Annotated in this window: 18 protein-coding genes; 11 read left to right on the forward strand and 7 right to left on the reverse strand. The window is 31.8% G+C overall.

The features are described 5' to 3' along the window. Positions 1-3 precede the first annotated feature (3 nt). Genes LWW95_00980 through LWW95_01000 form a run of 5 tightly spaced genes read right to left on the reverse strand, consistent with a single transcriptional unit; the run spans position 4 to position 4,094 of the window. Complete coding sequence (locus tag LWW95_00980) at positions 4-1,455, reverse strand: acetyl-CoA carboxylase biotin carboxylase subunit (protein MDL1955615.1); 1,452 nt, start codon at positions 1,453-1,455, stop codon at positions 4-6. Positions 1,456-1,509: 54 nt separating this feature from the next. Next, positions 1,510-2,193, reverse strand: a complete 684-nt coding sequence (gene queC, locus LWW95_00985; protein ID MDL1955616.1) for a 7-cyano-7-deazaguanine synthase QueC — start codon at positions 2,191-2,193, stop codon at positions 1,510-1,512. A gap of 9 nt (positions 2,194-2,202) precedes the next feature. Next, entirely contained in the window at positions 2,203-2,655 is a 453-nt protein-coding gene (locus LWW95_00990; protein MDL1955617.1) for a hypothetical protein, read from the reverse strand. Between the two features lie 9 nt (positions 2,656-2,664). Then, positions 2,665-3,357, reverse strand: a complete 693-nt coding sequence (locus LWW95_00995) for a metal-dependent hydrolase (GenBank protein MDL1955618.1) — start codon at positions 3,355-3,357, stop codon at positions 2,665-2,667. 47 nt (positions 3,358-3,404) lie between these two features. Continuing rightward, positions 3,405-4,094, reverse strand: a complete 690-nt coding sequence (locus LWW95_01000) for a ubiquinone/menaquinone biosynthesis methyltransferase (GenBank protein ID MDL1955619.1) — start codon at positions 4,092-4,094, stop codon at positions 3,405-3,407. An 82-nt stretch (positions 4,095-4,176) separates the two neighbouring features. On the opposite strand from LWW95_01000, the gene rnc reads away from it, so the two are divergent. From rnc to LWW95_01020, 4 genes are read left to right on the forward strand one after another with little or no spacing between them, the layout of a single operon-like run. Continuing rightward, positions 4,177-4,839 carry a ribonuclease III gene (gene rnc, locus LWW95_01005; protein MDL1955620.1) on the forward strand — a complete coding sequence of 221 codons (663 nt, stop codon included), beginning with the start codon at positions 4,177-4,179 and terminating at the stop codon, positions 4,837-4,839. Next, entirely contained in the window at positions 4,836-5,855 is a 1,020-nt protein-coding gene (locus tag LWW95_01010; protein MDL1955621.1) for a radical SAM protein, read from the forward strand. Before rnc ends, LWW95_01010 begins: the two co-directional genes overlap by 4 nt. A 4-nt stretch (positions 5,856-5,859) precedes the next feature. Beyond that, positions 5,860-6,516 (forward strand): metallophosphoesterase, encoded by a 657-nt coding sequence (locus LWW95_01015; protein ID MDL1955622.1) that lies wholly within the window; start codon positions 5,860-5,862, stop codon positions 6,514-6,516. Positions 6,517-6,535: 19 nt separating this feature from the next. After that, complete coding sequence (locus tag LWW95_01020; GenBank protein ID MDL1955623.1) at positions 6,536-7,870, forward strand: inositol-3-phosphate synthase; 1,335 nt, start codon at positions 6,536-6,538, stop codon at positions 7,868-7,870. Positions 7,871-7,910: 40 nt separating this feature from the next. On the opposite strand, the gene LWW95_01025 is transcribed toward LWW95_01020, so the two are convergent. Next, entirely contained in the window at positions 7,911-8,156 is a 246-nt protein-coding gene (locus tag LWW95_01025; GenBank protein ID MDL1955624.1) for a hypothetical protein, read from the reverse strand. Positions 8,157-8,257: 101 nt separating this feature from the next. Between LWW95_01025 and rsmB the strand changes: the two genes are divergently transcribed. From rsmB to LWW95_01060, 7 genes are all read left to right on the forward strand, one after another. Next, positions 8,258-9,601 carry a 16S rRNA (cytosine(967)-C(5))-methyltransferase RsmB gene (rsmB, locus tag LWW95_01030; GenBank protein MDL1955625.1) on the forward strand — a complete coding sequence of 448 codons (1,344 nt, stop codon included), beginning with the start codon at positions 8,258-8,260 and terminating at the stop codon, positions 9,599-9,601. A 38-nt stretch (positions 9,602-9,639) separates the two neighbouring features. Next, positions 9,640-10,314: a ribulose-phosphate 3-epimerase gene (rpe, locus tag LWW95_01035; protein MDL1955626.1), complete on the forward strand. Its 675-nt coding sequence runs from the start codon at positions 9,640-9,642 to the stop codon at positions 10,312-10,314. Positions 10,315-10,323: 9 nt separating this feature from the next. Further along, the gene (locus LWW95_01040) at positions 10,324-10,557 is read left to right on the forward strand and encodes a ferrous iron transport protein A (GenBank protein ID MDL1955627.1); all 234 of its coding nucleotides are present in this window, start codon (positions 10,324-10,326) and stop codon (positions 10,555-10,557) included. Continuing rightward, positions 10,554-12,473, forward strand: coding sequence for a ferrous iron transport protein B (feoB, locus tag LWW95_01045; protein MDL1955628.1), 1,920 nt, complete (start codon positions 10,554-10,556; stop codon positions 12,471-12,473). The genes LWW95_01040 and feoB overlap by 4 nt, the downstream gene beginning before the upstream one ends. A 1-nt stretch (position 12,474) precedes the next feature. Beyond that, positions 12,475-13,896, forward strand: coding sequence for an aldehyde dehydrogenase family protein (locus LWW95_01050; GenBank protein MDL1955629.1), 1,422 nt, complete (start codon positions 12,475-12,477; stop codon positions 13,894-13,896). Positions 13,897-13,963: 67 nt separating this feature from the next. Next, on the forward strand, positions 13,964-14,521 hold the full coding sequence (locus tag LWW95_01055) for a class I SAM-dependent methyltransferase (protein MDL1955630.1): 558 nt from the start codon (positions 13,964-13,966) through the stop codon (positions 14,519-14,521). Then, positions 14,522-16,093 carry an FG-GAP-like repeat-containing protein gene (locus LWW95_01060; protein ID MDL1955631.1) on the forward strand — a complete coding sequence of 524 codons (1,572 nt, stop codon included), beginning with the start codon at positions 14,522-14,524 and terminating at the stop codon, positions 16,091-16,093. Positions 16,094-16,128: 35 nt separating this feature from the next. Here the strand turns inward: LWW95_01060 and LWW95_01065 are convergent, their stop codons facing one another. Beyond that, the gene (locus LWW95_01065; protein ID MDL1955632.1) at positions 16,129-16,581 is read right to left on the reverse strand and encodes a cytochrome c family protein; all 453 of its coding nucleotides are present in this window, start codon (positions 16,579-16,581) and stop codon (positions 16,129-16,131) included. Positions 16,582-16,691 lie beyond the last annotated feature (110 nt).

The raw sequence follows: 16,691 nt of genomic DNA on the forward strand, positions 1-16,691 counted from the left end.
CTCTTAAATAGCATAGGGATTAAAACCACGATGATGAATTTCAGCAATTAATCTAGCAATTTTTGAAACTTCTTGCTCCTCTTCTTTATAATTTAAAAGATGAGGATGTGTTTCCAAATAACCAGTATCAAAATTACCAGCACGAAAATCAGGGTCATCTACAATTTGTAGATAAAAAGGGATTGTTGTTTTTGGTCCAATAATAATAAAGCCATTTAATGCTCTTTTTAGCCTTTCTACAGCTTCTTCCCAAGTAAGACCATAAACAGTTAATTTTACTAAAAGGGAATCATAGGCTTGAGGTACAACATAACCAGGATAAGCACATCCATCTAGTCTTACTCCAAAGCCTCCTGGAGAATAATAAACAAGTACTTTTTTTCCTGATTCAGGTAAAAAATTATTTTTTGGATCTTCAGCATTAATCCGCATTTCAATAGCATGTCCTCTTAATATGACATTTTCTTGAGTAATGGGTAAAGGATTACCAGCAGCAATTTCCAATTGAGCTCTAACAATATCTACACCTGTTATCATTTCAGTAACAGTATGTTCTACTTGCAAACGTGTATTAATTTCTAAAAAATAAAACTCCTTCCCTTTAACGAGAAATTCAACAGTGCCAGCATTGATATAACCTACTTTTTTTGCAGCTTTAATTGCTGCTTCACAGATTTGAGAAGTAAGCTTTTTGTCATTAAGCATATCTGGGGCAATTTCTACTAATTTTTGATGGCGCCGTTGAATAGAACAATCTCTTGTGCCTAGATGAATAACATTACCATATTCATCACCTAGGATCTGTACTTCTATATGCTTGGGATTAGGTAAATATTTTTCTAAATAAACTCTGGGATCTCCAAATGCTGATTTAGCTTCAGCTTCAGCTAAAGGAATTTGATTAAGCAATTCTTCTTCATTATTTACTTGTCTAATTCCACGTCCTCCTCCACCACCTACTGCTTTAATTAATAAAGGAAAACCATATTTTTTAGCAAAACTTAAAGCCATCTCTTTTCCTTCTTCTCCTGAAGGTAAAGGGTCTGTACCTGGTACTACTGGAATACCTGCTTCTTCCATAAGTTTTCGAGCAATAACTTTATCTCCTAATGCTTTAATTACTTCTGTAGGAGGGCCAATAAATACTAATCCTGCTTCACGGCACGCTTTAGCAAAATCAGGATTTTCTGCAAGGAAGCCATAACCTGGATGGATAGCTTCAGCTCCAGTCCTCTTAGCTGCAGCAATCATCTTTTCAATACTCAAATAATCAAAACATGGCCCATCCCCTAACCAAACTGCTTCATCTGCTTGAATTACATGTCTTGCTTCTGCATCTGGTGTTTCATAAACAGCTACTGCTGCACTTCCCCATTCTTTGATAGCTCTGATAATCCTTGAAGCAATTTCCCCTCTATTTGCTACCAAAATTTTTTTAAACCTTCTTTTCAACATAATCCCCTTTTTAATTGAAACACTACTTTATGTCAAGTTTATGTCAAATTTTATTTAAATTACTTTAGGTTTTAAAGCATAAGGTAAAGGATCTTCTATACCAGCTAAGGCAAAGGCTCTAAGACGTAATAGACAAGAAGGGCATTTACCACAAGCAACAGTTTCATTTTGATAACATGACCAAGTAAGGTGAAAAGGAGCTTTAAGTTCAGCTCCTTTTTTCACTACTTCCCATTTCTTCATGTGAATAACAGGTGTTACAATCTCAATATGTGTTTCAGGTTTTGTTCCTAATTCTATCAATCGATTATAAGCCTTAAAATATTCCTCACGACAATCTGGATATCCACTACTATCTTCTTCCATTGCTCCTATAAAAATCTTTTCTGCACCAATTACTTCTGCCCAAGAAACACCTATAGCAATAAGATGGGTATTGCGAAAAGGTACATAAGTAGTAAGGACTTCTTTATCTTCTAATACATACTCTGGTATTGGAATCTGCGTATCTGTAAGACTTGAACCTCCAATTTCTTTTAAAAAATTTAAAGAAACTACTAAACGATATTTTGCTTTATAATAATTGGCAATATCTTCAAAAGCCTTCAATTCTCTTTTTTCTGTGCGTTGACCATAATTCACATGTAATAAAGCAAGCTCATATTCTTGTGCAGCAATAGCTGTTGTTACACAACTATCTAATCCACCACTTACTAACACTACTGCTAATTTTTTCATGATTTGGGACTATTTTGGTAGTTCTTCCTCTACAAACTTTTCGCCTAAAGGTGAAATGGTATAATATCCTCTTTTTGAGCCCTTATTAAAATATTTATATCTACTTCTTACATCTCTAATTGCCTGTGTAAGTACTTTAGGAGGGGTGAGACCAAGGGCTTGATAACATTGACGCAAATCTGTTTGTGAAAATTCTTCTTTCCCTTCAAAGTGTTTTAAATAATAAGCAAATACAGTAATTGTTTTTAAATGACTACGAGGATTTTTCTGCTGATAAAATTCATAAAGCTTTCTAGTATTGATAGCTACTAGTGTAGGAGTTGTTGATCTTAATTTTGCCTGTAAATATTCAAGTAAATAATCTTTAATTTTTCCCCATTCTTCTTTCACAAAAGCTTCTGTCCCTTCTATTTCCCAGCTTAAATCTTCTAATGTGAAACCAATGCGGGTTAAATTTTCCATTTTTACCTCCTATTTTTCAATATTATATACTTCTCCAGGCTTTAAGACTACAATTTTTACCTCCGGTGCAATCTTTTGTGCAATTTCAACAAAAGAATTAGCATCTGGAGCAATAATAGGGAAAGTACCATAATGCATGGGTATAGCTAATTTAGGTTTTAGAAGTTTTAAAGCTTTGGCTGCTTGATAAGCATCCATGGTGAAAACCCCTCCAATAGGAATTAATGCTACTGTTAAGGGATAAATTTCACTAATCAGTTGCATTTCACTAAAAATACCTGTATCTCCTGCATGATAAATATTTATATCCTGAAAGCTAATAATATAACCTGTAGCAACCCCACTACTACTTGAATGGTAAGCCTGAACCATTGTTATAGTTATGTTATTTATGTTAAAAGAACCTCCAATATTTAAACCATATCCATTATTTGCAATATTTTTTTCAGACAATCCAGCTTCAGCAAATTTTCTAGCTGTTTCTACATTAGCAACAAGAATACCATTACTTTGTTTAACAATCTCAATTGCTTGACCAGTATGGTCAAAATGATCATGAGTAACAAGTACGATTTCAGCATCTTTTATTTCTTGCCATTTAACAGGAGATTGAGGGTTTTCTAACCAAGGATCAATATAGATTTTCTTTCCATTAATCTCTATTTTAAAAGCAGCATGTCCTAACCACACAATTTTTATCATAATACACCTCTCTATGTTTCCAAAAATAACTTACATTTTTCGAAAAATCAAGACAAAGATTTAATAGCTGTATAAAGACTTACTATTCCATTAGTAAGATAACGATGCTTTATATTATGAAAACCTGCTTTTTTCATTAAATTCATCCATTCATTTGGTTGATAGAATAAAGCAATAGAATTAGAAAGATATTGATAAGCTTCACATTCTCCACTTATTATTCCTCCTATTTTTGGCAAGAGATGCTTTAGATAAGCAAAGTAAAATGCCTTAAAATAAGGATGTAGAGGATGAGAAAATTCAAGAATAACTAATTTCCCTTTAATTTTTAAAACACGTTTCATCTCTTTTAATCCTGCTAGTTGGTCAGTAAAGTTTCTTACTCCAAAAGCAACCATTACAGCATCTATACTTTCATTTTTTAATGGTAAAGAAAGTGCATCACCAGCTATTGGGAAAATTCTCTTTTCTTTTTTATAACCATAAAAAAGCATAGATGGACAAAAATCTAGAGCAATAATTTTTCCTTTAAAATCAATCCATCTTAATAAAGCTTTACTTAATGGAAGAGTACCTGCACATAAATCCAATACTACTCCTTTTATTCCTTTAAGACATTTTACTGTTTGCCAACGCCAATAATGGTCAAGCCCAAGACTTAATAAAGAATTTAAAAAATCATACCATCTTGTTATTCGCTTAAATTTTTGCTGAACAAAAGATTTATCTGGTTGCATTTTATAAGCTTATTACAACATACTTATTTTCTTTGCAAGGAGTGTCTTGACAGTCTAAAAAAGCATGTACAAAAATGAAATGATGAAAAACTTAGAAATTTTAGAAAAAAGGCTTGGCTATTTTTTTAAAAATATTAAATTATTACAACAAGCTTTAATTCATCGCTCTTATGCTCATGAAGCAGGAGTTATAAGTAATGAAAGGTTGGAGTTTCTTGGCGATGCAGTACTTGAATTAGCTATTCGTACTTTTTTATTTGAAAAAGAGCCAAAATTGACAGAAGGTGAATTAAGCAGACTTAAGGCTTTTCTTGTTGAAGAAACTACTTTGGCTGAAGTGGCATGTTCACTTGGTCTTTCTGAATTTTTATGGTTAGGTAAAGGAGAAAAAGGGACTGAATCTATACTAGCAGATACTTTAGAAGCAGTTATAGCTGCAATTTATTTAGATAGCGATTTTACTACAGTAAAGAAGCTTATAAAAAAATTATTTAATCCTTGGTTTATTAAGGTTTATCAAGGTGATTATCGAGATTATAAAACAGAATTGCAAAATATTCTTCAATCTCGCTATAAACTTTTGCCAACTTACCGTATTCTTAAAATAAATGGGCCTGATCATGATCGAATATTTCAAGTAGGTGTATTTATTAAAAATGAGTTATGGGGAAAGGGTAAAGGAAAATCACGTAAAAAAGCAGAGCAAAATGCAGCAAAACAAGCATTACAACGGTTAAAAATATGAAGCCATATATTATTCCTATATTTATTCCACATATGGGTTGTCCACATCGTTGTATTTATTGTAATCAATCTAAAATTACTGGAATAAGAAGTTTTTCTTTAAATAAAATTAAAGAAACCATTGATTTTTTTCTAACTAGGAAAATTCATACTAAAAGAAATAAGCCACAAATTGCCTTTTATGGAGGAAGTTTTACTGCTTTAGAGCCTTTTCAAAGAAAAGCATTACTTTCACTTGCTTTTCATTATATACAAAAACAAAAAGTAGAAAGTATTAGACTATCTACAAGACCTGATGCTATAAATGAAGAAATATTAAATGAATTAAAATCTTATAGTGTGAAAACAATTGAATTAGGTGTGCAATCACTTGATGAAAATGTTTTAAATATTGCCAAAAGAGGGCATAGTGTAAAAGATGTTTTTAAAGCTACAACTATGATAAAAGAAGCTGGTTTTTCTATAGGTTGGCAACTTATGATAGGTCTTCCAAGTGAGACTGAGAAAACTTGGCAAATGATGATTAATGAAGTACTTAGTTGGCATCCAGATTTTGTACGTATTTATCCTACAATTGTTCTTAAAAACACTGTGCTTGCTCGCTGGTGGAAAGAGGGAAGGTATAAACCTCTTACACTTAAAAAAGCAGTAGAAATTTGTAAAAAATTGGTTATGGCATTTGAAGATGCAGGTATTTCAGTAATTCGTTTGGGATTGCAGCCTACTTCAAGTCTTATTAAAAATATTATAGCAGGTCCTTGGCATCCGTCATTTGGTGAGATGGTTAGAGCAGCTATTTTTAGAGAAAAAATTATAACTATTTTAAAAAAACAATTTAAAAATAATACAAAAATAAATATTTTTGTCTCACCTAAAATAATTTCTCAATGTTTAGGTCAAAAGAAGGAAAATTATTATTATCTTAAGCAAATTTTTCCTGAAAAAAGGATTGCCATTTTACCTGATTTGAGTTTAAAAAAAGAAGAAATAAAAATAGTTGCTTATAACAGGGGGTGAAGCGGTGTTAATTGTCGCCTTTGGTGATATTCATGGACGTCTAAGTTATATTGATCAAATTAAAGAATTATCTCAAGCAGATTGGGTTATTATCACTGGTGATTTAAGTAATGGAGGAGGGAAAAAAATCGGAGAAGAAGTGATAAATCGAGTTAAAAAATATAATAAAAATATTTTAGCTCAAATAGGAAATATGGATACACTTGAAATGGATGCTTATTTTAGTGATTTGAATATAAATTTACATGGTCATGGTTACAAACTTAGCGAAGAAATAGCTATTTTTGGTGTAGGTGGTTCTTCTCCTACTCCTTTTGGAACTCCTACTGAATACTCAGAAGAAGAATTGGCTGCATTTCTTTTTGCAGCTTATGAAGAAATTAAAGATATACCGCATAAAATTCTTGTTTCTCATACACCACCTTATGGAACAAAGGTAGATATTGTAGGAAGGGGTGAACATGTAGGTAGTCGAATAATAAGAGAATTTATAGAAAAATATCAACCTGACTTATGTTTAACAGGGCATATTCACGAATCTCGCAATATTGATAAAATAGGAAATACTCTTATTATTAATCCTGGTACTATTGACCAAGGATATATTCTAATTCAATGGAAAGAAGGAGAGTTTATAACTAAGTTAAATTCTTATTTATAAAAGAAAGGAGGGAAGGGCATTGAAGGAGGAAAAAATTCGTAAGAAGGACAAGATCTTACCAGCAAAAGGGCGTTTGGGAGTATTATTACCTGGCTTAGCCGGGGCAGTAAGTACTACTTTTATTGCCGGGGTGGAAGCTGTAAGAAGAGGAATGGCTTTACCAATTGGTTCTCTGGCTGAGATGGGCACTATCCGTTTGGGAAGAAGAGATGAGCATCGAGTGCCTAAAATAAAAGAATTTATTCCCTTAGCCCGTCTTGAAGACCTTGTATTTGGTGGTTGGGATATTTTTGAAGATAATCTTTATGATGCTTGCTTAAAAGCAAAGGTTTTAGAAAGGCAGCTTGTAGAAGATTTAAAAGATTTTCTGATTAATATTAAGCCCTATCCAGCAGTTTTTAAACAAGAATTTGTGCATAATTTAAAAGGTGAATATGTAAAAAAAGAAAAAAATTATATGGATTTAATTGAAGCCTTAAAAGCAGATATTGAAGATTTTAAACAAAAACATCAGTTGGATCGTTGTGTAATGGTGTGGTGTGGGAGTACAGAAGCTTATTTAAAACCACAAGAGGTTCACCAATCTCTTAAAGAATTTGAAGAAGGTTTAAAACGCAATGATGTCAATATTGCACCAAGTATGCTTTATGCTTATGCAGCTATTACTAGTGGTATTCCATTCATTAATGGTGCACCTAATCTAACAGTAGATATTCCAGCTATGATAGAATTGGCAGAAAAATATGAAGTGCCTATTGCTGGTAAAGATTTTAAAACAGGTCAGACTCTACTTAAAACCATTATTGCACCAGGTCTAAAAGCTAGATTATTAGGTCTTACAGGTTGGTTTTCAACAAATATTTTAGGTAATCGTGATGGTCTGGTTTTGGATGATGAGGCATCATATAAGACTAAAGCTGTTAGTAAACTTTCTCCTCTAGAATATATTTTACAACCTCATATTTATCCTGAACTTTATGGTAATATTTATCATAAAGTACGTATTAATTTCTATCCACCTCGGGGAGATAATAAAGAAGCATGGGATTGTATAGATATTTTTGGCTGGTTAGGCTATGAAATGCAAATTAAAATTAATTTCTTATGTCGAGATAGTATCCTTGCTGCCCCGGTGGTATTAGATCTCGCTTTATTTACTGATTTTGCTCAACGTGCAGGTCTTTATGGTATTCAAGAATGGCTTTCCTTTTACTTTAAAAGTCCTATGTATAAAAAAGGACTTTATCCTGAACATGATCTTTTCATTCAATTAATGAAATTAAAAAATACTCTACGTTTCTTAATGGAAGAAGAACAAATTACACATTTAGGACTTGACTATTACATTGAATAAAAAGTCCTGCACCTTTTTAGGTGCAGGACAAAATTTTTATTTATGTACTAATTGATACATTAACCCAGTAAGAATCTATATCTATTGCTTTTCCGTCTTCATCCATTACATCCCAATCAATATCTGCTTCTTTCTTTTCTCTTTCTCTCCCACATTTTTCACATAAAATCATTTTCATCATTCCTCTTAAAGAATGCACAGGTTTTTTTGTCTTAGCAAATCTCTGTCCAGGTCTAATTACATCTCCACACCACTGGCATCTAATTTCTAAAGGTTCTTTCACCATTTTCACCTCCTTTAACAATTTTCTTAATTTATCTAACCATTTCTTCTTTAATCGTCAAGTTGAATATTGTCAACATTTATTTTTGGACTTAATTTAAATTTATGAATGTGCGTCTTGTTGCTTTTAAACTTCTTGTTGATTGGGAAAGGAAGAAAAAGCAAGCAGATGCTTTATTAGAACAAACTCTTTTATATCGCTATAAAAATATATCTCAACATGAAAGGGCATTTCTTACTGAATTGTTCTATGGAGTATTGCGTTGGTTAAATCAATTAGATTATATTATTGACCAATTTTCACATGTTAAACCTAAGAAGATAAGCATTAAAGTGCGATCTCTTTTGCGACTTGGTATTTATCAATTGTATTATCTTGATGGAATTCCTCCATGGGTAGCTGTTTATGAAACAGTAGAAATAGCAAAAAAAGAACTTCCTCCTTGGGTAATAGGATTTATTAATGCTATTTTAAGAAGGGTAGTTAGGGAAAAAGATAAAATAAAATTTCCAGATGATAAAGTTTCTTTTATTTCATTAAAATATGCACATCCTGAATGGATGGTTAAATATTGGCTTAAACACTTTGGAGAGGAAAATACTATCTCTATATGTAAATTCAACAATATGACTTCTCCTATTGTTATTCGCACAAATACATTAAAGATTACAAGAGAAGAATTAAAGAAAAAATTTTTGTCTATAAATTTAAAAGCAAATGAAACTCGTTTTACTCCCGAAGGACTGATTTTAGGGAAATTACCTTGTTCTTTATCAGAATTGCCAGGTTTTAAAGAAGGATTGTTTTTTCCACAATCAGAAGTATCTCAGATTATCACTCATCTTCTTTCTCCTAAGTCTGATGAGATAATATTAGATGGTTGTGCTGGAGTAGGTGGAAAAACTACTCATATTGCACAATTGATGCAAAATAAAGGGAGAATTTATGCCATTGAACCAAATAAGGAAAGAGTACAACGTCTCTATCAAAATTTAAAAAAATTTGAAATAAAAAATACTATAGTAAAACCAGGATTTTTAGAAAAAAATATTACTTCATTTCCCAAAAACTATTTTGACCGTATTCTTATAGATGCACCCTGTTCTGGATTAGGGGTCTTAAGAAAAAATGTAGATTTAAAATGGAGAAAAAAAGAAGAAGATATTAAAAGACTTTCTCAATTACAACTTCTTCTTTTAAAAAGCATTCCATTTTATTTGAAAAAAAATGGTATACTTCTTTATGTTACTTGCACTTTAACTAAAGAAGAAAATGAAGATGTAATAAAAGCATTTTTAAAAATGTTTCCTAATTTTTGTTTAGAAGATATTGCATTTTTATTCCCTCAATATGCCCAATTTTGTAAAAATTGTTTTTTTCAAACTTTACCTCATCTTCATAATCTTGAAGGTTTTTTTGCTGCCCGTTTGCGGAAGGTTGACGATTGAAAAAATCCCTTATAAAAAAGAGCATTCAAGGGGGGAATATGTCTAAAAAATTTAAAATTGCTCCATCTATTCTTTCAGCAGACTTTGCTAATTTAGCAGTAGAGATAAAGGCAGTAGAAAAAGCGGGAGCAGATTGGATTCACATAGATGTAATGGATGGGCATTTTGTACCTAATTTAACTATTGGCCCACCTGTAATAGCTTGCTTACGTCAAGTTACGAAGTTACCTTTAGATGTTCACTTAATGATAGAAAAGCCAGAAAGATATATAGAAGAATTTGTTAAAGCAGGAGCTGATATTCTTACTGTTCATGTAGAAACATGTATTCATTTACATCGCACCTTGCAATTTATTCGCTATTTTGGGAAAAAAGCTGGTGTGGCTTTAAATCCTGCTACACCTCTTTGTTTTTTAGAACCTATATTAAAAGAAGTGGATTTAGTGCTTATTATGAGTGTTAATCCAGGATTTGGTGGACAAGAATTTATATCTCAAGCCTTAGATCGTATACAAACAGTGCGAAGGTGGATTGAGGAAAATCAACTAAAAATAGATTTAGAAGTAGATGGTGGGATTAATGAAAAAACCATTTCAGCTGTAGCTAAAGCAGGAGCAAATGTCTTTGTAGCTGGTTCAGCTATCTTTGGTAAAGGAAATTATAAAGAAATAATACAGAGTTTTAGAAAAAAGATTAAAATGGTCTCTGGTTAAGGAGGTAGTATGCCTATTACATTAAATATGGTTCTTCCTGGTAAGAAAGTGCGAATAATAATGGTAGAAGGTGGCGTAAGATGTCGTCAATGCTTAGCAGAGTTAGGAGTGTATCCTGGAGATGTAATAAAGGTAATAAGAAGTGCCCCATTTGCAGGGCCTATACTTGTAGAGGTCAATGGTGCAAGAGTTATGCTTGGTAGGGGAATGGCAAGTAAAATTATAGTGGAGGAGGTAACTTGAGAATAGTATTAGTAGGTCAGCCAAATTGTGGTAAAAGCACTATCTTTAATTATATAAGTGGTTACAAAGCCGTTACTGCTAATTTTCCTGGAACTACTGTTAAATACACAGTTAGTAAACTTTATATTAATGGTTATCTTTGTGAATGTGTAGATTTACCAGGTACTTATTCTCTTATTTCTACTGATGCTGCTGAACAAGAGGCCAGGCGTTATCTTTTAACACAAAAAGTAGATGTTATTGTTAATGTTTTAGATGCTTCAATCCTTGGTCGGAGTTTGGAGCTTACATTAGAATTATTAGAGTTATGTAAACCAATGGTAATAGCCTTGAATATGATTGATGAGGCAGAACGTAAAGGTATCCATATAGATGAAAAACAATTAGCCAATATTTTAGGAGTGCCTGTTATAAAAACAATTGCTTATACAGGTCAAGGTTTAACAGAACTTTTGCGAATAGCAATTAAAGCCTATGAAAGGAATATTGTTGGTTCTCCTCCTATTTTAAGTAAAGATGTGGAAAAAGTGGTAGTAGCATTTATGAAAAAAGTAAGAGATATAGCTAAAAAAATGCACATTCCTCCTCGTTTTTTAGCTTTAAAACTTTTAGAAAAAGATCCTGAACTTGAAAAGATAGTTTTAAATTTTCATTTATCTCTTTCTTCTTATTTAAAACAAGCCCAAAAGCAACTTGAAGAGACACATGGTCGTCCATCAGATGTAGTCATATCTTCTGAACGTCATGGTTTAGCTATGCATATTTATGAAAAAGTAGCTAAGATCCTTCGTACTCCAAAACCAGATATTCGGGATAAGATAGATGATGTACTTATGCATCGTATATGGGGTTATGTATTTTTAGTAGCAATTTTTTATGGTTTTTTTAATCTTGTTTTTAAAATTGGTAGTTATATTGAAGAACCTTTGATGAAAATATTTGATTCTCTTCTTATTAAAATGCAATCTTTTTTTAATTCTTCTTTCTCTTATGTTGTTATAGAAGGTGCAATACAAGGAATTGCTGGAGGGGTCGCTATTGTTTTGCCTTATTTAGTGCCATTTTTCATTGGTTTAGCATTACTTGAAGATTCTGGATATTTGCCTAGAGTAGCTTTTCTTCTTGATTCTTTTATGCACCGTATTGGGCTTCATGGGAAATCAATAATTCCTCTTCTTTTAGGTTATGGTTGTAGTGTGCCAGCAGTTATGGCTACACGTGTGCTTGAATCAGAAAGAGATAGATTCATTACTGCTATTCTTTCTACTTTCATTCCTTGCTCTGCCCGTACAGTAATTATTCTTGGTCTTGTATCTTATTATCTTGGTCCAAATTATGCTTTTGGAATTTATATTTTAAATATACTTATTGTTGGTCTTAGTGGTAAAATTTTAACTCATCTTTATCCTGAAGTTACACCAGGTTTACTTCTTGAAGTACCAAAATATCATATTCCTTCTTTCAAATCCATTGCAATAAAGTCTTGGTATAGATTAAAAGAATTTATTGTTATTGCCTGGCCTATACTTGTTGTTGGTAGTGTTATTTTAAGTATTTTACAATTTTTTCATTTAGATAAAATTATAAATACTTTTTGTCTTCCTATTACTTTAATTTTAGGTTTGCCAGAGGTTATAGGTACAACCTTAATCTTTGGAATATTGAGAAAAGAACTTTCATTAATTATGCTTTTACAGGCACTTGGTACACAAGAATTATTAACTGTTATGACAAAAGGACAAATATTAACTTTTACTATCTTTGTTGTTTTTTATATACCTTGTTTAGCTACAATAGCTGCATTATGGCAGGAAATCGGAGCAAAAAAAACAATTTTTGCTTTAATTTTCACTACTCTTATTGCCTTTTTCTTTGGTGTTTTGACCAGAGGCTTAGTTTATATTTTAGGAGTATAAAATGAGTGTCTATCCAATTATCTTAGGTCAAAAAACTGTTTATACAGAAAAAAGACTTACTGTATATTCTCCTTATACTCATCAACCTGTAAGTGAAGTATGTTTAGCTACTGAAAAAGAAATAGAAGAAGCAATTTTAGCCGCACAAAAGGCTTTTTCTATATTAAAACATATGCCTGCTTATATCAAAGCAAATGCTCTTTTTCAAATTAGTGAAGGAGTAAAAGAAAAAGCAGAGGAATTAGCACAAACTATAACTAAAGAAGCAGGTAAGCCCATTTCATTAGCAAGGATTGAAGTAAATCGATGTATTGATTTGTTCAAATATGCTGCAGAAGAAGCAAAGCGTTTTGGTGGTGAGATTGTCCCTTTAGATTTAGATAAATTGGGAGAAAATCGATTGGGTATTTATAGGCGATTTCCCATTGGGCCTATGCTTGGTATTACTCCTTTCAATTTCCCTTTAAATCTCGTTGCTCATAAAGTAGCACCTGCTTTAGCAGTAGGTAATCCTATTATTATTAAACCTTCTTCTGCCACTCCTACTGCTGCTTTAATTTTGGGAGAAATAATAGCTAAAACAGATTTACCAGAAGGAACAATAAGTATTTTACCTTGCTCAACAGATATAGCTGAAAAGATGGTAAAAGATGATCGCCTTGTTATGTTGACTTTTACAGGTAGTCCTGAAGTAGGATGGTATTTAAAAAACATAGCAGGGAGAAAACGTGTAGTGTTAGAACTTGGTGGTAATGCTGCTTTAGTTATATCATCTTTACGTTTAAAGGAATTTTTATTAGAAAGAGCTATTTTTGGAGCATTTTATCAAGCAGGTCAGGTATGTATTTCTATTCAACGTATATTTGTTAGAAAAGATTTGTATAAAGAATTTCTTAATGATTTTCTGAAAAAAGTAGAAGATGTCAAAACTGGGGATCCATTTGATGAAGATGTATTAGTAGGACCTCTTATTAATAAATCAGCAGCTGATAGGGTAGAGTCATGGATAAAAGAAGCAATAGAAGGTGGTGCAAAATTATTAATAGGAGGTGAAAGAAAAGATAATCTTATTTATCCAACAGTTTTAACTAATACACGTCCAGAAATGAAGGTAAATGCTAAAGAAATCTTTGGCCCAGTAGTAACTGTAGAGTCATTTGAAAAATTTAATGATGCTGTTGCTATGGTAAACAATTCTGTTTATGGTCTTCAAACAGGCATTTTTACTGATAAATTAGAAGAGGTTTTTTATGCTTATAATCATTTAGATGTAGGTGGTGTTATTATTAACGATATACCTACTTATCGAAGTGATCCTATGCCATATGGAGGAGTTAAACTTTCTGGTTTGGGAAGAGAAGGTATACGTTATGCTATGGAAGAAATGAGTGAAGGTAAACTTTTAGCTATTAAATATGTCTAATGATTTCTTAAAAGATTTAGATCTCAAAATTTATAATCAGAAACAAAGTGAGTTTTTTAATAATGTAATGGAATTTTTTACCCAACCTTTACCTTTAGAAATTAAAAAAAATCTTGAAAAAATTGTTGCCTTTGCTAATATTGTTCAGGATGAAGTTATTTTAGATGTAGGTGCAGGTACTGGTGTTTTAATTCCATATTTTTTGAAATATAAACCTAAAAAAATTATTGCCTGTGATCTTTCTAAACGTATGTTGAATTATTTAAAGCAGCAGTTTCCTGAAGTAGAAACATATCTTATGGATATCAGAGACTTACATTTACCTAATGCATATATTGATGTTGCTTTTTTAAATGCTGTTTGGCCAAATATTGGTGATAAACCAGGTGCTTTGAAAAACTTATATCGTATATTAAAAGACAATGGTCGTATAATTATTAGCCATCCAGAGGGGAAAGCATTTGTGAATAATTTGAAGAAGATTCTTCCTTTTCCTATCAATTCTTTACCAGAAAAAGAAGAATTGAGAAAATTTCTTAAAAAATTCGGTTTTTCTCTTAAAAATTTTATAGATGAACATCGTTTTTATTTTGCATTAGCCTTTAAAGTAAAAAAGGAGGATTAGATGAGAAAACTTTTATTTATTTTGATATTTTTTATTTTTTTACCTTTATTTGCTATTGCTGCTCCTCAAAAAATAGCTATTGCACCTTTTGCTATTTATGCTCCTCTTGAATTTCATTATTTAAAAGATGGCATATATACAATGTTTTTTACTCGTCTTTTCTGGGAAAATAAAGTGGAAGTATTAGAAAGAGAAATAATAGAAAATACTATGCAACAACTTAATATAAAAAATGTCTCTAATATTGAAAAAGCAAAACAATTAGGGGATGCGCTTAATGTAGATTATGTTCTTTATGGAAGCATAACAATATTTGGAAAGGGAGCAAGCATAGACTTAAACTTTTTAGACCTTGCTACAAAAAAGGTTTATCCATTTTTTGCGCAATGTGATAACTTAAGTGATTTAATTTCTAAAATAGATTCCCTGGCAGCAAGAATTAACAATGCTATTTTTGGTCGAAAAGTAGTTACAACTAAACAACCTATTCAGTCTCAATCTACACCTGTTAAAGAAACAAAGATTTTATCTAAAAAAATAAAATTGAAGAAATGGTATAGTTATCCCATGCCTTTAGAAGCAAAAGGATTGGCTGTTGGTGATGTAAATGGTGATGGTTACAATGAGGTAATTTTAATTGATGATAATGATATTTGGATCTACCAATTTAAAGATGAAAGGCTTTTGCTTATTAAGAAAAAAGAAGGATCTCCACATATCTTTTTTGTAAATGTAGATTTATATGACCTTAATAATGATGGTAAAGAAGAATTATTAATTAGTAATGTGATAAGAAAGAGAGTAATGTCAATTATTTATAGCTGGCAAAATGGTAAACTTGAGCCATTAGCAAAAGACATTCCTTGGTATCTTCGTGTGCAAACATACCCAGATGGTAAAAAAGCAATTTTGGGACAAAAAGGAGGTATTGAAGTTCCATTTAAAGAGGGTATCTTCCGTTTAACTTGGAATGGCAATGGATTTGATGTTAAAGAGAGAGTATCTTCCTTAAAAGATGTTCAAATTTATAATTGTATTTTTGCGGATTTAACTGGTGATGAAGTTGAGGATATTTTGATGCTTGATGAAGAGGATTATCTTGTTTTGCTTACAAAAACAGGAAACAAAGAATGGAAAAGTGGTGAGCATTATAATGGCTCTTTTTATTACTTAGAAGGCAAGCCTATAGATGAGGATGCGTTTAATCCTCGATTAGAAAGGATATATATTCCAGGTCGGATGCTTATTACAGAACTTGATCAAAAACCACCCTATGAAATAATTTTTTATCAAAATCATTCACGGTTTGGTCGAATTGTAAAAAATTATAAAAGTTTTAAGAGTGGAGAATTAAGAGTACTTGTTTGGGATGGATTAGGAATGAAAATAAAATGGCGTTCTCCAGAAATTGATGGTTGCATTACTGATTGTACTTTAGCTGATTTTGATAATGATGGTGAGACTGAATTAATTTTTACAGTTGTAAAACATAGAAAAACTACTTTATTTTCTAAAGCAAGAACAATTATTATAGCCTATAATTTAAAGGCTATTAAGTTAAAAGAAGAATAAGACGGGGAGGTAAAAACCTCCCCGTATCTACAAAATTAGTGTTTTTTAGGATGACATTTGCTACAGCTTGTAGGTGGTTTTTTTCCAGCTTTCTTTTCTGCTTTATGACAGCCAACACAATTCATATGATAAGCACACTTGAGACCAGGCGCCTTACCTTTAGGATAAGTCTTTTTACAGAAACTAAGAGCATCTTTTTCTGCTGCAGCTGGCTTATGGCATTCTGAACACTTCTTTACCGGATCACCCTCTTTCCATACATTCTTCCCTTCTTTGTAAACATGATGACACTCAGTACAGGCGATTTTGTGTTCTTTAAAATGTTTTTCATGTGTAAATTCCACAGCTGCTTTCTTAAGCTTACCAAAAGCCTCATCTTTAATAGTGATTGTAGCAGGAACATCACCACTAATCGCTACTTTATAAATTGCTCCCAAAAACATTACCATTAAAACAACTGCTATTACCTTTACATAGCGCATTATCATTTCACCTCCTTTCTTTTTTTGAGATAAATAATAAAAATGACTAGACATTTTGTCAAGAAATTTTTTGCAATTTAGTTGACAGTTTATAGGGTTAGTGATAGCATCAAAAA

Origin of the sequence: Candidatus Desulfofervidus auxilii, from assembly GCA_030262725.1 — a bacterium.
GTDB lineage: Bacteria > Desulfobacterota > Desulfofervidia > Desulfofervidales > Desulfofervidaceae > JAJSZS01.